This window comes from Pseudoxanthomonas sp. CF385, assembly GCF_900104255.1.
Taxonomy (GTDB): domain Bacteria; phylum Pseudomonadota; class Gammaproteobacteria; order Xanthomonadales; family Xanthomonadaceae; genus Pseudoxanthomonas_A.
Genome location: NZ_FNKZ01000001.1, coordinates 1743932 through 1762950, shown reverse-complemented (window position 1 = coordinate 1762950; position 19019 = coordinate 1743932). Strand labels below are relative to the sequence as shown.

The following is a 19019-nucleotide window of genomic DNA, read 5'->3' as shown; positions in this document are numbered from 1 at the left end:
CGCATGTCCCGGGACCCCCACGACCCGCATACCACGCTACGGACCGTCCTCAGCGACGGCCCTCGCCCGCTGTCGCCCCGCTCCGCCTGCGTGGTGGTGATCCAGGGCGAAGGCCTGGGCCGGCGGGCGGACATCGGCGACCAGCGGGTGGTCGTCGGCCGTTCGCAGGAAGCCGACCTCCATATCCCGCACAACAGCGTGTCGCGCCTGCACTGCGAGATCTGGCGCGATGGCGACACCTACCGTGTCCGCGACCTGGGCGCGACCAACACCACGCGCCTGAACGATGCGGCGGTGCAGGAAGCGGCGCTTGTGGACGGCGACCACCTGACGCTGGGCGAGAGCGTCCTCAAGTTCATCAGCCACAGCAGCGTGGAAGCGCACTACCACGAAGAGATCTACCAGCTGGCCACCCACGACGCGCTGACGGAGATGTACAACCGGCGGCACTTCATCGAAACCGTGGACAAGGAGATCGCGCGCGCCATGCGCCACCACCGCGCGCTGACGATGTGCATCATCGACGTGGACCTGTTCAAGCCGATCAACGACCGCTACGGCCATATTTCCGGCGACCATGTACTGAAGCAGATCGCGGGCCTGGTGCGCCGGCACGTGCGCAACGACGATGCCGCCGCGCGCATCGGCGGCGAGGAATTCGCCGTGCTGCTGCCCGAATGCGACGCCGATGCCGCCTACGGCTTCGCCGAACGCCTGCGCGAAGCGGTAGAAGCCGTGGTGTTCCGGCCCGGTGGCGAAGCGCAACGCATCACCGTGAGCATCGGCATCGCCTCGCTGACGCCGGAGCGCGATACCTGCAGCCGGATGATGGCCGGGGCCGATGCCGCGCTGTACCGCGCCAAGAGCGAAGGCCGCAACCGGGTCTGCATCGAGCCCTGACCCGCGGGCCGACTCAGCCGCCGAGCCTGTCCACGCCGTAGCCCGCCGCACGCCACGCATCGATGCCCCCGCGCAGCGGCAGCACGTCGCGGAACCCCGCCTCGCGCAGGCGCGCCGCCATCCAGGCCGCCGATACTTCGTCCGGGCATGCGCAGTAGATGACGATCTTCCCTTCGCGTGAATATGCGGCCAGGATGCCGTCGAGACGGCGTTCGTCCGCGAAGATCGCACCGGGAATCACGTACGGGTCCACATCGCGGAAGCCGGGCGCGCGGATGTCGAACACCACCGGCGGCTGGCCCGCGCGCACCAGTGCGTCCAGGCCCGCGACATCGATGCGAGAGGCTTCCAGCGACTTCAGCAACGTGCGACGGCGCCACCAGCGCCACCCGACATAGGCCACCAGCGCCGCAACGATCACGACGACCGCGCCGGTGCCGAGTTGCGACAGCGCCTCGATCACCGACTCCACCTGGTGGGCGAACACCACGCCCAGGCCCAGCCCCAGCGCGGCCCACAACGCGGCACCCAGCCCGTCGTAACGCAGGAAGCCGGGCAGGCGCGCCTGCATCGCGCCGGCCAGCGGCACGGAGACCATCGACAGGCCGGGGATGAACTTCGCCACCGACAGGATGCGGATCCCGAAACGCCCGTAGAAGCGCTCGGTGCGCTTCATGCACGTGTCGCGCGACAGCGACAGCCGGCAGAGCGACTGCAGCGTGCGGTTGCCGTAGCGGCGGCCCGCGTAGAACCAGACGCTGTCGCCGATCAGGCTGGCCAGCACCGACACGCCGAGCACGCCGGCCAGCGGCAGCCACAGCGGATCGGCCTGCAGCGCCAGTCCGGCGCCGACCAGGATCAGCGTGGGCAACGCGGGCACGGGCAAGCCGAGCGACAACGCCAGCACGTTGACGAACACCAGCAGCACGCCGTATCGGTCGACCAGTTCCTGCATTGCGATCCCCGTGAGGTCCACGCTGCGTCCCGCGGCGTGCGTCGGCATGTTCGACCCCGCGCGCAGCGCCGGCAAGCGGTGGGCCTGCAACGATCCGTTGCCCGGCCGCATCGCGCACGCCTGTACCACCCGCCCGCGCGTCACCTCTGCTGCGCTGCATGATCCGGGGCGGCCCCCAGGGGTCGCGGAGCGCTTCGGAAGGGGGGCATTCCGGCCAATCGAGGGGGCAGCGGCAGCCAAAGCCGCGCCCCTCACGCCGGCTTAATCCCTTCGCCGCGGTACGGGCCGACCATGCGCCGCTGTACGGTCGCCGCCCCCACGCGTGCCGCACGCCAAGGCAGTCCATCCCGTTGAACGTCCACAGACTTCTCGCCGGAGGATCCGATCATGGTTGCACCCGTACGACCCGCCCGCCTGTCCCTCGTCCTGGCCACCGCCGGCCTCACCCTGATGGTGGCGGCGCCCCTGAAGGCCGAGGAAGGCGATTACAGCTTCTGGCAAACCCTGGTGAACCTGGTGTCGCCGCCCAAGGCCGACAACAAGGTCACCCCCGCGCAACGCACCGGTACCTACCCGTTGCTGGCAAATCCCGCCGGCTTCAACGACGGATTCCAGCCCGGCCGCTACGACGCGTGGCAGACCATCCAACTGGCGCCGTCCACCGGTGCGGTCTGCGGCGACGGCTCGCCGTTCAAGTTCTTCGTCAATCGCGTGGCCGACACCCGCAACACCATCATCTACATGGAAGGCGGCGGTGCCTGCTGGGACTACGCCAGTTGCAGCGGCCAGAGCGGTATCCGCGGCGCACGCAACCCGAATGGCATCCCCGACGACTACATGAGCCTGCTGAATCCCGGCGCGAGCCTGGTCAGCCCGTTCGTCACCCGCGTCTCGCCGTTCGATGCGGTGAAGACGCAGGGCTGGAACATGGTCTACGTGCCCTATTGCACCGGCGACATCTACAGCGGCGACCGCGTCGCGGTCTACAACGACCCGACAGGACAGGCCGCGCCGCTGGTGTGGCACCACAACGGCGCACGCAACACGCGTGCGGTCGTGAGCTGGCTGAAGGACAACCTGCCGCGGCCCACCCAGATGCTGTCCACCGGCTGCAGCGCCGGCGGCGCCGGCAGCCTGACCAGCTACCACCCGTTGCGCCGCGACCTGGCGCCCACGCGCAGCTTCCTGATCGACGATTCCGGCCCGATCTTCCCCACCCCGAAGAACGGCAACCCGGTCGACTATCCCTCGCAACCGCTGATGGCGCTCATCCGCAGCGCCTGGGGCCTGGATCAGCCGAATGGCCCGCTGCCCTACCTCGCCAGCGGACTGCCGCAGTTCGACCTCAATGAACTCGGCAGCCTGTACCCGGCGCTGTCCAGCAAGTATGCGAACGACCGCCTCGGCCATACGCATTTCTGGAAGGACCTGAACTACTCCTCGTACTCGTACGAGCGCTTCTATCCGGACATCGCCAATGCGCCGGACCAGGCCACGAAGGAAGCCCGCATCCATGCGCGCTGGAACACCGACACGGCACGCTTGCGCGACCGTCTGAACGGCTTGAACAACGTAGGCGGCTACTTCCCGCAATACCGCGCGCTCAACGAGAGCCACTGCACCACCATCGTCGACTTCAAGAACGCCGACGTGCAGGCGCAGAACCTGGAACTGAAGCACTTCATCGACAGCGTGCTCGACGGACAGGGCAAGGTGATCGATGCCAGCGAACAGGACGACAAGGCCGACAAGGCCAAGCCGTTCAACCTGCTGTACTGGCTGGTCGACCAGTTGATGGGTTGATGTCCACGCCCGGGACCGTCCTGCGACGGTCCCGGTGTCCAGGAAACCGTGTATGAAGAAGGTGCTGACGCTGCTGGTGCCCTGCCTGGTCTTCGCCGCCGCCGTGCTCTGGTGGACGCGCGGGGATGCGGGCGCGTCGTCGGACGCGACACGGCCATCCTCCGCAGCCCTCGACACGACCTCGCCTACGTTGGCGTCGTTGCAGGCGACGCCACAGGCCCAGGCGCACCGTGATCGGCAACACTTCGAAGCCGACGCGAAGGACTTCTTCGCACGTGCCGCCTCCCTGGGTGCCGTGGAGCGTAGCGAGCGCGCCGATGCGCTGACTCGCCAGATCGACGCATATGAAGCGGCCGGCGGCCTGTCCGCCGGCGAAGCGCTGTTGCTGCGCACCGCCCTGGTGAAGGCGACGGTGGACGATCCCGCGCGGCAAGTGGAAGAGGTCGCCGCCATCGCCGACCGTTACCGCAACCATGCCGACCGGCGCATGGCGGCCTTCGCCGCGCAGCAGGCCAACGATCCCCGCTTCCAGGCCTACAAGACGCGTGAGGCGCAGGTGGTGGCCGAAGTGATGGCGATGACATCGGTGCCCGCCGGCCTGACCCGCGACCAGTATCTGCGGCAGCGGCTGCAGGAAGAACGCGAGCGGGCGTACGCGCCCTGAAGAACTGGCGCACGTGGAAACAGGTGTGGGAGCGACGTAAGTCGCGACGAGGCTTTACAGGTCGTCCATCGCGACTCACGTCGCTCCCACAGCCTTCTAGCCTCTGACCTGCCAGGGCCGCTCGCGGATGCGGTACAGCACCAGATAGACGCCGGACACCCAGGCGATACCGGCCGTCCAGCCGCCGAGGATGTCGGACGGGTAATGCACGCCCAGGTAGATGCGCGAGGCACCGACCGTCAGCGCGAACAGCGCGGCGAGCGCGGCGACCGGCCAACGGGCGCGGGTGTGCCAGCACAGCAGCAGCACGACCATCGCCAGCGTGGCCGAGCCCATCGCGTGCCCGCTCGGGAAGCTGAAGGTGTGTTCGGGCGCGATGGATTCCCACAGCGTGGGCCGGTTCCGCTGGAAGAACTGCTTCGTCGCCATGTTGAGCAGCGCCGAACCGCCGAGGGAGACGCCTGCGAACGTGGCTTCGCGCCAGCGCCGTGCGACCAGCAGGCCGATCGTCAGCGCGATATCGACGGGCACCACGCCCCACTGGTAGCCGATCGCGGAGACGAAGATGAAGAAGCGGTCCAGCGCCGGGCCTGCCAGCGCATGGGCGCGCCACAGCAGCGGATCGTCGAAATAGAAGACTTCCAGTTCGTGGACTTCGTCGGCGAGTTCGACGAACAGCCACAGCGGCGCCAGCACGCACAGGAACAACAGGACCAGGCGGCCGCCATGCTCGCGCAGCAGGCTGGCGATGAAGCGACCGCCCTGGACCAGCCTGTCAGCCGGTGACACGCGCGTACTTGGCCTCGACGTATTCGTCGATCAGGGCGACGAACTCGTGGGCGATATTCTCGCCGCGCAGCGTCACCTTCTTCTCGCCATCGACGAACACCGGCGCCGCTGGGGCCTCGCCGGTCCCCGGCAGGGAAATGCCGATGTTGGCGTGGCGCGATTCGCCCGGCCCGTTCACCACGCAGCCCATCACGGCCAGCGTCATGGTCTCCGCACCGGGATGGGTGACCTTCCACTCTGGCATCTTGCCGCGCACGTGTTCCTGCACGACTTTCGCCAGTTCCTGGAAGAACTCGGAGGTGGTGCGACCGCAGCCGGGACACGCGGTGACCATCGGCGTGAACGCGCGCAGACCGGTGGTCTGCAGCAGTTCCTGCGCGACGATGACTTCCTGCGTGCGCGACTGGCCGGGCTCGGGCGTCAGCGAAATGCGGATGGTGTCGCCGATGCCTTCCTGCAGCAGCACCGACAATGCGGCGCTCGAGGCGACGATGCCCTTGCTGCCGATGCCGGCCTCGGTCAACCCCAGGTGCAGGGCGAAGTCGGTGCGGCTGGCCATGTCGCGGTAGACCGCGATCAATTCCTGCACGCCGCTGACCTTGGCCGACAGCACGATGCGGTCGCGCGGCAGGCCGATCTCGACGGCACGTTCGGCCGAATCCACCGCCGAGCGGATCAGCGCCTCGCGCAGTACGCGGCCCGCGTCCCACGGCGTCTCCCGCGTGTGGTTCTCGTCCATCAGCTGCGCGGCCAGCGACTGGTCCAGCGAACCCCAGTTGGCGCCGATGCGTACCGGCTTGCCGTAGCGGATCGCGAACTCGATGAGCTGGGCGAACTGGGTGTCCCGCTTCTTGCCGAAGCCGACATTGCCCGGGTTGATGCGGTACTTGGCCAGCGCTTCGGCGCAGGCCGGCTCGCCGGCGAGCAGCTGGTGGCCGTTGTAGTGGAAGTCGCCGATCAGCGGCACCGAGATGCCCATCATCTCGAGCTTCTCGCGGATGCGCGGGATGGCGGCGGCGGATTCGGGGTTGTTGACGGTCAGCCGGACCATTTCCGAGCCGGCGCGCCAGAGTTCGGCGACCTGCTTCACGCTGCCGGCGATGTCGGCGGTGTCGGTGTTGGTCATCGACTGCACCACCACCGGGCGGCCGCCGCCGACGACGGCGTTGCCGATCTGGACGGCCTGGGTGATGCGGCGCGGCCAGGGCGCGGCGTCGGTGGGGGGCGTGGGGCGGGTGACGGCGTCGTGCATGGCGCCATTGTAGCGTGGGCGCCCCGCCGCCCTGCGACGTCATGCCGCAGGCCCGTCGCGCGCGCTTGCTCTAGCATGTACCGATGCCGAATACCCTGCTGACCACCACGCCGTCGTTCCTGCGTACCCTGTGCAACCTGCGCTGGGTGGCGATCGTGGGCCAGGCGGTGACGGTGCTGGTCGCCCTGGGGCCGCTGGGGATCGCCCTGCCCCGCTGGCCGCTGTGGGGCGGCATCGCAGCGCTGGCGCTGTTCAACGTCTACGCCTCCTGGCGCAGCCGCCACCCCGGTGAAGAGACCCCCGCCGAAGCCTTCGCCCACATGCTGGTCGACGTGGCCGTGCTGTCGTGGCTGGTGGCCTGGAGCGGCGGCATCGGCAATCCGTTCAGTTCCATGTTCCTGCTGCTGATCGCGGTCTCCTCGCTGGCGCTGCCGCTGCGCTGGGTGCTGGCCACGGGCGTGGCCTCGCTGCTGGGCTACGTACTGACTGCGGTGTTCGGCCGCCCGCTGCCGCACCTGCACGGCAACAATTTCAACGTGCACCTGTGGGGCATGGCGGTGAACTTCGTGCTGTCCGCCGGCGTGGTGCTGTACTTCTCCACGCGCCTGGTCGCCGCGCTACGCCTGCGCGAACAGGAACTGGCGCGCCTGCGCGAGCGCTTCGCCCGCAACGAAGGCATCGTCGCGCTGGCTACGCATGCCGCGGCCGTGGCGCACGAGCTCAACACGCCGCTCGCGACGATGACGCTGCTCACCGAGGACATCCGCGAGCATGCGAGCGAACCGGACATCCGCGAGGACGCCGGCACGATGCGCCAGCTGATCGACCTGTGCCGCGACCGCGTGCGGGCGCTCGCCGCCTCGGCCGACATGGGCGTGCGCCAGCGCGTGGACCTGGACGACGTGGTGCAGCGCTGGCAGCTGATCCGTCCGACGGTGGAGCTGCAGCGCACCGGTGCCCTGCCGCCGTGGCTGGCGACCGATGCCTCCACCGGCCACCTGCTGCAGGCGCTGCTCAACAACGCGGCCGATGCCAGCCGGCAGGCCGGTTCGCAGCGCGTGGACCTGGATCTGCGCTGCGAGGACGACGAACTGGTCGGCACGGTGCGCGATTACGGCAACGGCTTCCACGAAGCGCTGCCGTTCCAGTCCGAACAACTCTTCCGCACCAGCAAGCCCGAGGGCATGGGCGTGGGCCTGGCCCTGTCGCATGCCACGATCGAGCGGCTGGGCGGACGCATGACCATGCGCGCCGTGCCGCCCAAGGGCGTGCAGGTGCAATTCCGCCTGCCGGTGGCAGGCCACGACGAGACACCCTGACGCGAGGTTCCGGATGAAAGGCCTGCTGGTCGACGACGACGAACTCTATGCCCGCACGCTGCAGCGCAGCCTGGCGCGCAAGGGCATCGAGACCCAGATCGCGCTGGACGCGCCCAGCGCGTTGGCGCGCGCACGCGAGTTCCAGCCGGATTTCGCTCTGGTCGACCTCAAGCTCGGCAGCGATTCCGGGTTGGCCCTGATCGAACCACTGCGCGGCATCCGTACCGACATGCAGATCCTGCTCGTCACCGGCTACGCCAGCGTGGCCACGGCGGTGGAGTCGATCAAGCGCGGGGCGGACGACTACCTGCCCAAGCCGGCCACGGTGCCGACGATCCTGCGCGCGCTCGGCCTGGAAGCGCCGACCACGCCCGTCGACGATGCCGATGCCGCCGAGGACACCATGACGCCGCTCAGCCGGCTGGAGTGGGAGCACATCCAGCAGGCCCTGGCCGAAACCGAAGGCAACATCTCCGCCGCCGCGCGCCTGCTGGGCATGCACCGGCGTTCGCTGCAGCGCAAGCTGGCCAAGCGCCCGGGTCCCGAACGCCGCTGGATCGACGAGTAGCCGTCAACCCGGTGGATCGCGGTCCGGATCCACCGCCAGCCCGGCGCCCAGGCCCATGCCGGCGCCCGCCCCCATCCCGGCGCCCATGCCGCCGGCACCGCCACCGCCGCGCGCGCCGCCCTGGCGATCCTCGCCCTTCCCGCCCTCGCCCTTGCCCTTCGCGTTGGGCGCCGGACGCGCCGGCCCCTGGCGCGGGATCGCCAGATCGGACGGGACCGGCTCCAGGTCCAGTACGCCGCGGATGAAATCGCGCAGCGACACCACCAGCGCGTGCGTGTGGATCGGCTTGCCGGCGGCAAGATCACGGGCGGCCTCGGCCGCGAGCCTGACCTGTTCATCGGTGCCCAGCAGGATGATGTCCGACAACGCGGCTTCCACCGCGTCGCGGATGCGGCGCGCACGATCGCTGCCGGTCTCCGCCTCCTCGAGGCCTTCATCGCGCGCGCGCTGGCGCAGCTCGCGCAGGTGGGTGGGGTCCACGTTGAGATTCCCGGTGAAAGAGCCGCCGAGCGTCTTGTAGGCCGCGATCAGCGTGCGCAGGCGCTCGTTGATCTGCCGGTTCTCCCGCGCGCGCCGCTCCTGCACGGTCTGCATGACCAGCAAGCGGATGCCCACGCCGATCAGCGTGATCAGCGCCAGGCCCGCCAGCGTGGTCAGCAGGCCTTGCCACGAACTGAAATCCAGACCCCGCATGCGGTGCTCCTTCGGCGGATCGCGATGGGGGGCATCGTAACCAACACGGGGAAGGCCGGCGCGAAGACCGCGCCGACCCGCCTGCCGCAGCGCGATGGCATCAGAACCGCTTGCGCAGGATGATCTCCCAACTGCGCGGATCGCCGAGATAGACCATCGTGCCGCCCAGCGTGTACGCCACGTAGGTACGGTCGCCCAGATTGCGGCCGCGCACGATCAGCTCCGTGCTGTCGTTCCATGCGAAGCCCACGTGTGCACCCCAGGTGGCGTAGCCGGCAGTGGACAGGGTGTTCGCGGCGTTGGCGTGCCGCGACGAGACGCCGCGCAGGTCCACGCCTGCGCGCCAGCGGGGATCGAAGGCATAGTCCACCCACAGGTTGCCCACGCGGGATGGCGTGTTGGTGGGCCGGTTGCCCGCACGCGACACCGACAGGCCACCGACGTTCTCGTAGAAGTCATCCAGCGCCGCATCGACCCAAGCCAGATTGCCTTCAACGGTGAGCGCATCCGACGGGCGCCAGCCGAACGACGCTTCCACACCGCGCGCGGATTGCTGGCCGACCGGCAAGGTCTGCCCCGGATTGGCGGGATCGGTGATGGCGAGATCGCGGCGCACGATGCGGTACGCCGCCAGCGTGGCGAAACTGCGCCCGTCTTGCGATTGCAGCTTCGCCCCGATTTCGCCCTGGCGCCCGGTGGTGAGATCGAAATCGCGCAACGTGGCGAAGTTGGCGGTACTCAGGATGCCGGCCGGCGGATCGGCGGCGGTGCTGTACTGCGCGTACACGCTGGCCTGTGACGTGAACGCCCAGTTCAACGCGACACGGCCGGTGGTGGGCGTGTACGTCCGCTCGAAGCGGGCCGGATTGGTGCTGGTCGCCGCACGATGGTTCACCACGTCCAGCACGATGCGGTCGCGACGCAGGCCGGTCAGCAGCGACACCGCCGGCGTCAGGTGCGTGAGGTTTTCGAGATAGACCGCCTGCGTATGCAGCCGGTTCGTGCGGTCCGGGGTGTGGACGAGGGACGCGCCCGGCACATCGAGGAAGTGCCCCGGCGTCACCGCGTCCAGTGCCACCGTGTCCACGGTCGCCGGCAACGACAGCGGAAAACGCGTTTGCCGGTTGTAACTGACGTCCAGACCGGTGGCCCATTGCGTGGGCAGGCCGAACAGCGCGCCTTCGTGCGTCCATTCCAGCCGGTTGCCGTAGAGCTGCTGATCGTGCCGCTGCAGCAACGCGCCGGAACGGATCACGCCGTCGTTGTCGGGCGTCAGACGGTAGCTCTCGACATTGCGGTAGTCGCGCAACGCGTCGTAGTGGTACACCGTGTTGCGCACCGTATCGCGCTCGCCCGGCGTCCATTCCAGCAACGAGCGCGCCCATCGCACGTCCTGTCCGTAATAGCCATCGGCGACGTTGTAGTTGCGACCCACCGTCGCCGGCAGTACCGACAGGCGTCCGGACGCGGGCTGGCGCACCGGCGTGCCCCAGTACGGACGATGGTCTTCTTCCTCCTGAACTTCCACGGCCAGCGTGTGGCGGAGCGTGGGTGCCAGTTGCACCAACCAGGAGGCCGCCAGCGTCGTGGCCTCGCGCCGCTGCTGGTCGATGCCAGTCTCCGCGTCGCGAGTGCTGACATCCAACCGGATCGCCTGGCGCGCGTCATCGCCACCGATGCGCAGGTTGGCGCCCATCGCCAGCGTGGCGTCGCGGAACGCAGCCCACGAGGCTTGCACGGCCGCTTCGTCGCGGTCCAGGCGCGCCAGCCGGGTCACGTAGTTGATCGTGCCACCCACTGCACCCGCGCCGTACAGGAAGCTGGACGGTCCACCGATGGCCTCCACCCGTTCGTACTGCCACGCGTCCACCGGTCGCGCGGCGATGCTCGCGTACTGCACATCGATGCCGTTGAACAGCTGGGTGATCTGGCTGCCGGAGAAGCCACGGTAGGTCACTGCGTTGCCGTTGCCGGGCGGTGACGCGACCGTCAGGCCGGGGATGCCTGACAAGGCATCTTGGGTGGTGCGCACGCCGCGCCGATCCAGCGTACCGCGATCGATGACGGTCACCGAGGCCGGGGTCTCCATGACGCTCAGCGCCAGCCGGGTCCCGGTACCGGCGGCCTGGTCGAGATCGGCGGCGTGGCCTTCGACTTCGACGGTATCGAGTTGGGTGGCGCGCGACCCATCCGGCAGCGTGACGCTGTCGGCCGCACGGGCAGCAAGGGGAAGGGACAACGCCGCGGCGACGGCCACGGCGAGGCGCGACGCTCGCAGCGTCGCGCAAGAGGACAGGGACATGGACACTCCAAAGCACAAGGACGCGGCGCACGGGCCGCACGATCAACGGAAGGTCTTGTGGTTCAGAGCAGGACGGGCGGCCCCTGCCCGCCCAAGCCGCGCAGACGCAATCGATCCACACGCGGAAGCGCCACGACGCGTGCGATGACGTCGGCGGCGTGGCGCGGGAACAGCAGCGCGAGGCAGAGCAACAGCACCGGCAGCGCAACGGCCAGCGTGCAGTACGCGCAGTCGGCACCCGATGGCAGGCCGGCGGGCGGCGGCGATTTCTTGGCGGGCGACGTGATCCGCGTATCGACCCACTTCATGCCATCGGTCGTGCACAGCTCGGTCCAGCCCGCCAGCACCTGCGACCCGGCCGTGCCCACCCAACGCGTCACCGACGGCGCGAACGCCATCAGCAGCGCGGCAAGCAAGGCCAGCTGCAGCATCGGTCGGAGGAAGGCGGACGTGCGGATCACCGCGGCATGGTAGACGGTGGCCCCGGAGAATCGGCTGCGACCCGGTGTCGCAGCCGCGTCATTACGGGAACGTCACCCGCGCACCGCGCACCTGCGGGGCGCCATCGACCACGTCGGTCCAGGCCAGCCAGGCGGCGCCATGCGACCACTGCAGGCGCGGCATGCCGCTGGCGCGCCCGCGCGCGGCGAGCGTGGCGACCTCGGCGCGCCGTGCGCCCTTCCACTCGCCGTCATAGCGCGCCAGCACCAGTCGCTGGGCATCCCCTGCCTGTTCGAGCCAACTGACCAGTAGGTGCCCGTCGCCCCGCGCCAGCCCCAGCCGCCCCAGCACCTGCTCGCCCTTGGCCAGGGTGGCCGGGGCGGTGAACGTGTCGCCCGCATCGTCCGAACGCGCCGCGCGGATTTCCGGCAGGCCCTCGGCCTCGGTGTACCAGGCGACCCACACGCGCGGCCCGTCGGCCACCACGACGGGCCCGTTGACCGGGCAGCCCGCGATCTCCCAGCCATCGGCATGCACGTCGCGCGGCGCCGTCCAGGCGTTCCCGTCGAAACGCACGAGACGCGTATCGCGGACTTCGCCGGTGGTGCGGCCGCGGTAGACCACCACGGTGCCGCGGTCGGTGATCGCGGACGCGGTGGTGCAGCAGTCGCAGGTGGAGGCATCGAGGGCCCATTCGGCCTGCTGCGTCGCCTCGGTGTCGAACAGCGCCGCGCGCAGCATCATCGCGCCGCTGCCGTGATCGTCGTGATGCGCATGGCCATCGCCGGGCGACTTCTGCCGGCTGTCGAGCCACGCGACACCCAACCGATCGCGGCCCTGCGGCCAGAACGTCACGAAGCCGTTGTCGCCCTGCTTCGCCGTGGGCGGCACCAGCGTCGGCGCTGACCAGGTCGCGCCACCATCGGCGGAACGCACCAGGTCGATGCCATAGTCCATCCGCGACGGTCCGGTGCTGCGCAACCAGTGCGCCCACAATGACCCGTCCGGCAGCGCAAAGACATGCGGTGTGTCGGCCCAATTGACGAACCAGCCCGACCCTTCGGCGATGATGCGTGGCGCAGCCCACGCGGCTTCGCCCTCGACCAGGCGACTGAAGCGCAGACGGTGGCCGCTGTCTCCGACCGGCTCCACCCAGCTCAGCAGCAGCGAGCCATCCGGCGTGGCGACCAGGTCGGGCTGCGCGGCGCCGGCCGTCGACGGCAACGCCTGTGCCTCCACCAAGGGAGCCGGATCGGTTTTCGCTGCTGGCGCATCGGGTCCGCATCCGGCGAGCGCGGCGAGCAGGACTGGCACCACGGGAACGCACCAGCGGGATACGGGCATGCGGACGACTCCAGCCATCTAGACTCGCGCATTCCACCATGGAACGCGCCCGGGCGACCGCGACCGCGTGTCGCAGGCCTTCGCGGCGCCGGCCGGCCCCACCGTTTATCCTTCCCGCATGACCGACACCGCCCGCGACATCCTCTCGCCCAGCCAGCTGAACGCGCTTGCGCGGAACCTGCTGGAAGACACGTTCCCGCTGATCTGGGTGGAAGGTGAACTCGGCAACGTCACCCGGCCGGCGTCGGGCCACCTGTACTTCACCCTGAAGGACGCGCGCGCGCAGGTGAAGTGCGCGATGTTCAAGCCGAAGAGCCAGTGGCTGAAGTTCGCCCCGCGCGAAGGCCTGCGCGTGCTCGCGCGCGGCCGGCTGACACTGTACGAAGCGCGCGGCGACTACCAACTGGTGGTCGACCATATGGAAGAGGCCGGCGAAGGCGCACTGCGGCGCGCGTTCGAGGAGCTGAAGTCGAAACTCGCGGCCGAAGGCCTGTTCGATGCGGACCGCAAGCGCCCGCTGCCGGCGCATGTGCGGCGCCTCGCCGTCGTCACCTCGCCCACCGGCGCAGCGGTGCGCGACGTGCTGAGCGTGCTGCAGCGTCGCTACCCGTTGCTGGAGGTGGACGTGTTGCCCGTGCAGGTGCAGGGCGAGACGGCCGCGGCGCAGATGGTGGACATGCTCCAACGCGCCGCGCGCAGTGGCCGCTACGACGTGGTGCTGGTCACCCGCGGCGGCGGATCGCTGGAAGACCTGTGGGCCTTCAACGATGAGCGCCTGGCGCGCGCGATCGCCGCCTCGCCGGTGCCGGTGGTGTCCGCCGTGGGCCACGAAACCGACTTCAGCCTGGCCGACTTCGCCGCTGACCTGCGCGCGCCCACGCCATCGGTCGCCGCCGAACTGCTGGTGCCGGATCGCCGCGACCTGCTCGCCCGCGTACACAACCTGCAGCGACGCCTGGCCACCGCGCATGCGCATCGCCTGCGCAACCTGATGCAGCGCGCGGATCGCGCCGCGCTACGCTTGAACGCCCTGCGCCCGCAAGCGCGACTGGACCTGCTGCGGCGTCGTCAGGACGACGCGGTGCGTCGCCTGCACGCGCTCTGGCGCGATCGCCAGGCACGGCGCATTGCCACCCTTCGGCATGCCGACGCCATCCTGCGCGCGCACGCGCCCCAGCGCCGCCTCGACCACCTGCGCGCACGCCTGCTCGCCCTCGCCCCACGCCCGCAAGCCGCCATCGCGCGCACGTTGCAGCGCGAAGCCCTGCACCTGCGCGGCCTCGCCCGCTCACTCGAAGCCGTCAGCCCGCTGGCCACCGTCGCCCGCGGTTATGCCCTGGTGACGAAGGAGGACGGCACGCTGGTGCGGTCGGTGGCGCAGGTCGAGGTCAATGAGACGCTGAACGCGCGACTGGTGGACGGGACACTGAGGGTCCGCGTGGAGTGAAACCTCCCGACAACACGTTGATGTGACGGTTCCCTTGTCCGGACAGCACGTTATCAACGTCACATTAGTGAACAACCTGCTCCGGGAACCTCCGTCCATGACTACACTCCTGCCAACGCGACAACGGCAGGATCGCCACATGCCTATCGAAACATGGAGAGTTCGAGCAGGGATCGGTTTTACGAGCCTCCTATTCAGCGGATTGGTTGCGTGCGCGCACGATCGGGCTCCACAACTCTACGGAGTCGGCATCAGCGAAGGGACATCCGTTGGATGGTGCAACACATCCCCCCCTGACGTCAGTTGCAGTGACCTCGAATATCTCGCACCAGCGGAGACCGTCATTCAAGCAGTGGCCCGCGGCGACGTCGACAATGATGGTGACGAAGACATACTGGTGGTCCTCGAGCAAGGTGGCGACCGCGCTCAAGCCAGTCAACGACAGCTTCTTCTGCTGCGCCGCGACGAGCATCATCGCTTGAGTAAGGCCCTCATTAACCCTGAAGCGATTCCGTGCTCCACGTGCGGGGGCATGATGGGCGACCCCCTGCAGGATATACGTATCGAACCTGGCGAAATCTTGTTCCGATTCGAGGGGGGTTCGCGCGAGCTGTGGTCAAGCCAGTACCGATTCGAGTATGCGCGCGAGCGCAAACTCTGGTTACTGACTAGCATCGTACATGGCGGAATCGACCGTGTAGACGGCAACTCCGCAGAGAGGCGATTGACGCCAATCGATTTTGGCGAAGTGTCCATGGCGACCTTCTCATCGGAAGACTATCCAGCCGACGCGCTCCCCTGACCGGCACCTATTTCGACAAGGATTTCGTCGATGCCTAGTGAACATGAAATTTCAATGCTGCGAGCCGCTCGCGACGCTGGCATTACATCTCGCGAAGAAATGGCCAATTTCATGGCGCAGATGGGCCATGAATCCACAGGATTCACGCGCCTTGAGGAAAGCTTCAGGTACACACGAGGCATCCATCAGATCCCCGTTCGTTCCGCGTGGCGTGAAGGCGCACAAGCACTGGAGAATGCCCGCCAGGAAGCTTTAGAAGGCCGACCTCGGGAACTGGGCCGACTGATGTACGGGGAACGCATGGGCAACGACAACGCGGGGGATGGCTATTTGTATCGCGGCCGTGGCTACACGCAACTGACCGGCGAGAACAACTATCGAGCTGCCGACGAAGCCCTCAATCTCGACTTGATAGCCAACCCCGCCCTCGCTTCGGATCGCGACAACGCTGAGCGAATCGCGATCTGGTTCTGGCAGAACCAGGTACCCGAACAGGATAGAGATGATGTCACGCGCGCGACACTTGCGATCAACAACGGCGAGAACGGCTTGAAGGATCGCCTCAACCGATATGACGCCTGGCACGCTGCACTCACCCCGGACTTCGTCGCCCAATTGGATCTGGGGCGCATCCGCGCTGGAGCGGGCATCGCCCCTACACAGGACCGGCCTGCAATGGAAGATGGCGCACTGCGCCGCTTCGAAGACGGCGGGGAAGTTCGCCAACTCAATAGCCATCTGCGGGCACTGGACGTGCGGGCCGAACGTAATCGGCAGGTCCCTGAAGGCGACACGTTCACCCGGGAGACGGAGCAAGCCATACGACTCTTTCAAGAGCAACAAGCCGTTCCCACTACGGGCCGCGCCGATCCCGCAACACTGGAAACAATAGAACGCGAGCTACGGCAGCGCCAAGATCCACCCGCAACCGATGAGCGCATTGGTATCGAATCCTCGAATCACAAGCAGCAGCATGGTGCGGTGGTCGGACTTAGTGGCACCGGCAACGCCGAGTTGGACAGACTCGCGTCCGCACTAGCCAGCCGAGATGAGACAGCAATCTCTGAGGCATGTACGCGAATCGCTCAGTCGCCGCACGTTCGAGCCTTGGAAGAATGGGCACGCGAGCCAGCGACTCCACAACGGATGGAAGAAACTCAACAGCAAGAAATGGCCAGGCAGCTGGAGTCGCCTGGAGCAAGGACCTGACAAGAAGCAAGCAAGGAGCGCTTATGTCCGATGACCATTCAGTTCGGGATGCCCTATCGTCCCTTCACAGCTCGCTCAAGCTGCAAGCGGCACTCATTGCGAAGATCGAGCAGCGAGAAGCGCATATTCAAGCCTCGTTCGACCAGCAAATGGCGTCGCTCCACAAAGGGGTTGGATTGGCCGATCAGCGCATTAGCGAGATTGTCCGGAGCGCTACGATTCGCATTGGCGAAGAGGCGAACAATGTCTTGGCGCCACTGGCATCGCAGTACAGTCGTGATGTATCGACTATGTCGATCCAGTTGCGGAGGGCCCACAGAATTGCATGGTCGTGGACCTGCGCAGCCGGATCACTGTCGCTGCTGCTGGCATTCGCGGGGTGGGCCTCAGTCAGCCACTACCGACGCGAGATAGCCACGGCGAGAGGCGAGCTCAATCGCTACGACGCTGCGATCCCCGTGCTGCAAGCCTACTACGCGTCCGACGCCACCCTTTGCGGCGATCGCATCTGCGTCCATATCGACCCCAAGGGTCTACGGCAGGGCGAGCGCGGGGAGTATCGGCAAGCGAAGCCGAGGCCTTAGCGGCGGGTCGCGTAAGCCAGGAGCACCTCGGAGTGTCCTCGCCGCTAGGCGGGGCAACCCTTACATCCAAGCCGCACCGTTAACCCCACTCCCCGACCCCGTGCGTTCGACCTTCCGTCCCCGCCACGGAGTCACGCCATGTCGCACCGTCGTCTTAACCTCACCCTGCTTGCCGTCGCCGTCCTCGCCGGCTGCACTTCCAACCCGACCGCCCAGCAGGCACCGGCAGAGGAAGCGGCGCTGGCCGCTGCCACCGCGGCTGATGCCGCCGCAAGTGCGGAAACCGAGCGCCGTGAGCGCAGCACGCTGGACAGTGTCGTCGTCACCGGCGCGCGTCTTTCGCGGCAGGCGAAGGCCGCCGTACCCGGCTATGCCTATGCGCCCCCTCCGCCGCCCGCACCCGCGTCGGTGGCCTACCGGGAGAGCTTTTCCGCGGGCGTGGTCGCGTACCCGCAAACTCAACCCGCCAACACCGAGAAGTACGCCGAACGCGACGACAACCCGGTGCGTCGAACGCTGGATGAGCCCGTGTCGACGTTCTCCGTGGACGTGGACACCGGTAGCTACAGCAACGTGCGGCGCATGCTGCGTGATGGCCAGCGGCCGCCCGCCGATGCGGTGCGCGCCGAGGAGTTCGTCAATTACTTCCGCTACGGCCACGCCGCCCCCAACGACCGCAGCCGTCCGTTCCGCGTGACCACCGAACTCGCCCCCGCGCCTTGGAACGCCCAGCGCCAGGTGCTGATGGTGGGTATCAAGGGCTACGACGTGCCGAAGGCGACGCTGCCGCCGGCCAACCTCGTCTTCCTGCTGGATACCTCGGGCTCGATGGAATCGCCCGACAAGCTGCCGCTGCTGAAGCAGTCCTTCACGCAACTGGTGACGCAGTTGCGGGCGCAGGACCGCGTCAGCATCGTCGTCTATGCCGGCTCCGCCGGCCTGGTGTTGCCGCCCACGCCGGGCGACCGCCATGGCGAAATCCTCGCCGCACTCGACCGGCTGCAAGCGGGCGGCAGCACCAACGGCGGCGACGGCATCCGCCTGGCCTACGCGATGGCGAAACAGGCCTTCGTGCCCGAGGGCGTCAACCGGGTGATCCTGGCGACCGATGGCGACTTCAATGTCGGCACCGTCAGCCAAGATGCGCTGGAGACGATGGTGGCCGACCAGCGCAAGTCCGGCATCGCCCTGACCACGCTGGGCTTCGGCACCGGCAACTACAACGACGCCCTGGCCGAAAAGCTGGCCGATGTCGGCGATGGCACCCACGCCTATATCGACACGCTGCAGGAAGGCCGCAAAGTGCTGGTCGAGGAGATGCAGTCCACCCTGCTGACTATCGCGCGCGACGTGAAGATCCAGGTCGAGTTCAATCCGGCCGTGGTCGCCGAGTACCGGCTGATCGGCTACGAAAACCGCGTGCTGGCGAACGAAGACTTCGCCAACGACAAAGTCGATGCGGGCGATATCGGCGCCGGGCACGAGGTCACCGCCCTGTACGAAATCACCCCGGTCGGTTCGGGGGCGGATCGCCTGCCGGCACTGCGTTACGGCGGCAAGACGGTGGCGGCCGGCGTCGCGACCGATGAAGTCGCCCACCTGCGCCTGCGCTACAAGCTGCCCGGGCAGGATGCCAGCCGGCTGATCGAAGCGCCGATCGCACGCAGCATGCTGATATCGCAGCCCAGCGAGGCGTTCCGCTTCGCCACCGCGGTTGCCGCCTATGCCGACCTGCTGCGCGGCGGGAAGCGCATCGATGGTTGGGCGTGGACGGACGTCGCACGCACAGCACGCGGTGCAACGGGTCGCGATCCGTACGGGCTGAAGGCCGAGTTCATCGGCCTGATCGATCAGGCGCACCGCCTGGTCGCCACGCAGACGGATGCCCCGGCGATCGCCGGTGAGTGATGGTTCAAGCGGCAGCGGCAGGGATGCCGCGCCGCACCT

Annotated in this window: 17 protein-coding genes; 10 read left to right on the top strand and 7 right to left on the bottom strand. The window is 68.1% G+C overall.

What is annotated here, in order from left to right; translation table 11 throughout:
* Positions 1 to 3 precede the first annotated feature (3 nt).
* Positions 4 to 900: a GGDEF domain-containing protein gene (locus BLT45_RS18105; protein WP_175455762.1), complete on the top strand. Its 897-nt coding sequence runs from the start codon at positions 4 to 6 to the stop codon at positions 898 to 900.
* A gap of 13 nt (positions 901 to 913) precedes the next feature.
* On the opposite strand, the gene BLT45_RS08180 is transcribed toward BLT45_RS18105, so the two are convergent.
* The gene (locus BLT45_RS08180; protein WP_093298731.1) at positions 914 to 1855 is read right to left on the bottom strand and encodes a DedA family protein/thiosulfate sulfurtransferase GlpE; all 942 of its coding nucleotides are present in this window, start codon (positions 1853 to 1855) and stop codon (positions 914 to 916) included.
* Positions 1856 to 2242: 387 nt separating this feature from the next.
* Here BLT45_RS08180 and BLT45_RS08175 point away from each other — a divergent pair, with 387 nt between their 5' ends.
* Entirely contained in the window at positions 2243 to 3658 is a 1416-nt protein-coding gene (locus BLT45_RS08175) for a pectin acetylesterase-family hydrolase (RefSeq protein ID WP_093297280.1), read from the top strand.
* A 52-nt stretch (positions 3659 to 3710) separates the two neighbouring features.
* Entirely contained in the window at positions 3711 to 4322 is a 612-nt protein-coding gene (locus BLT45_RS08170) for a hypothetical protein (RefSeq protein WP_093297278.1), read from the top strand.
* Positions 4323 to 4418: 96 nt separating this feature from the next.
* Here the strand turns inward: BLT45_RS08170 and BLT45_RS08165 are convergent, their stop codons facing one another.
* Positions 4419 to 5093: a phosphatase PAP2 family protein gene (locus BLT45_RS08165; RefSeq protein ID WP_093298728.1), complete on the bottom strand. Its 675-nt coding sequence runs from the start codon at positions 5091 to 5093 to the stop codon at positions 4419 to 4421.
* Between the two features lie 4 nt (positions 5094 to 5097).
* Entirely contained in the window at positions 5098 to 6363 is a 1266-nt protein-coding gene (gene ispG, locus BLT45_RS08160; RefSeq protein WP_093297276.1) for a flavodoxin-dependent (E)-4-hydroxy-3-methylbut-2-enyl-diphosphate synthase, read from the bottom strand.
* 95 nt (positions 6364 to 6458) lie between these two features.
* Here ispG and BLT45_RS08155 point away from each other — a divergent pair, with 95 nt between their 5' ends.
* Together BLT45_RS08155 and BLT45_RS08150 are read left to right on the top strand one after the other, a co-directional pair.
* Positions 6459 to 7682 (top strand): ATP-binding protein, encoded by a 1224-nt coding sequence (locus BLT45_RS08155; protein ID WP_175455809.1) that lies wholly within the window; start codon positions 6459 to 6461, stop codon positions 7680 to 7682.
* Positions 7683 to 7695: 13 nt separating this feature from the next.
* Positions 7696 to 8250 (top strand): response regulator transcription factor, encoded by a 555-nt coding sequence (locus BLT45_RS08150; protein WP_093297271.1) that lies wholly within the window; start codon positions 7696 to 7698, stop codon positions 8248 to 8250.
* Positions 8251 to 8253: 3 nt separating this feature from the next.
* Here the strand turns inward: BLT45_RS08150 and BLT45_RS08145 are convergent, their stop codons facing one another.
* The 4 genes from BLT45_RS08145 to BLT45_RS08130 all read right to left on the bottom strand — a co-directional run bounded on the left by BLT45_RS08145 (position 8254) and on the right by BLT45_RS08130 (position 13030).
* Complete coding sequence (locus BLT45_RS08145; RefSeq protein WP_093297268.1) at positions 8254 to 8943, bottom strand: hypothetical protein; 690 nt, start codon at positions 8941 to 8943, stop codon at positions 8254 to 8256.
* 100 nt (positions 8944 to 9043) lie between these two features.
* Complete coding sequence (locus BLT45_RS08140) at positions 9044 to 11245, bottom strand: TonB-dependent receptor (protein ID WP_093297266.1); 2202 nt, start codon at positions 11243 to 11245, stop codon at positions 9044 to 9046.
* A 62-nt stretch (positions 11246 to 11307) separates the two neighbouring features.
* Entirely contained in the window at positions 11308 to 11706 is a 399-nt protein-coding gene (locus BLT45_RS08135; protein ID WP_139187963.1) for a DUF2946 family protein, read from the bottom strand.
* A gap of 61 nt (positions 11707 to 11767) precedes the next feature.
* A complete protein-coding gene (locus BLT45_RS08130; RefSeq protein ID WP_139187962.1) occupies positions 11768 to 13030 on the bottom strand; it encodes a sialidase family protein in 1263 nt (420 codons plus the stop codon).
* 118 nt (positions 13031 to 13148) lie between these two features.
* Between BLT45_RS08130 and xseA the strand changes: the two genes are divergently transcribed.
* The 5 genes from xseA to BLT45_RS08100 all read left to right on the top strand — a co-directional run bounded on the left by xseA (position 13149) and on the right by BLT45_RS08100 (position 18980).
* The gene (gene xseA / locus BLT45_RS08125) at positions 13149 to 14477 is read left to right on the top strand and encodes an exodeoxyribonuclease VII large subunit (protein ID WP_093298725.1); all 1329 of its coding nucleotides are present in this window, start codon (positions 13149 to 13151) and stop codon (positions 14475 to 14477) included.
* Between the two features lie 139 nt (positions 14478 to 14616).
* Complete coding sequence (locus BLT45_RS18100) at positions 14617 to 15279, top strand: hypothetical protein (protein WP_139187961.1); 663 nt, start codon at positions 14617 to 14619, stop codon at positions 15277 to 15279.
* Positions 15280 to 15309: 30 nt separating this feature from the next.
* Positions 15310 to 16488, top strand: a complete 1179-nt coding sequence (locus tag BLT45_RS08110; RefSeq protein WP_093297255.1) for a glycoside hydrolase family 19 protein — start codon at positions 15310 to 15312, stop codon at positions 16486 to 16488.
* A 23-nt stretch (positions 16489 to 16511) separates the two neighbouring features.
* Complete coding sequence (locus tag BLT45_RS18490; RefSeq protein ID WP_254771809.1) at positions 16512 to 17072, top strand: hypothetical protein; 561 nt, start codon at positions 16512 to 16514, stop codon at positions 17070 to 17072.
* Positions 17073 to 17210: 138 nt separating this feature from the next.
* The gene (locus BLT45_RS08100; RefSeq protein WP_093297253.1) at positions 17211 to 18980 is read left to right on the top strand and encodes a vWA domain-containing protein; all 1770 of its coding nucleotides are present in this window, start codon (positions 17211 to 17213) and stop codon (positions 18978 to 18980) included.
* Positions 18981 to 19019: the final 39 nt, after the last annotated feature.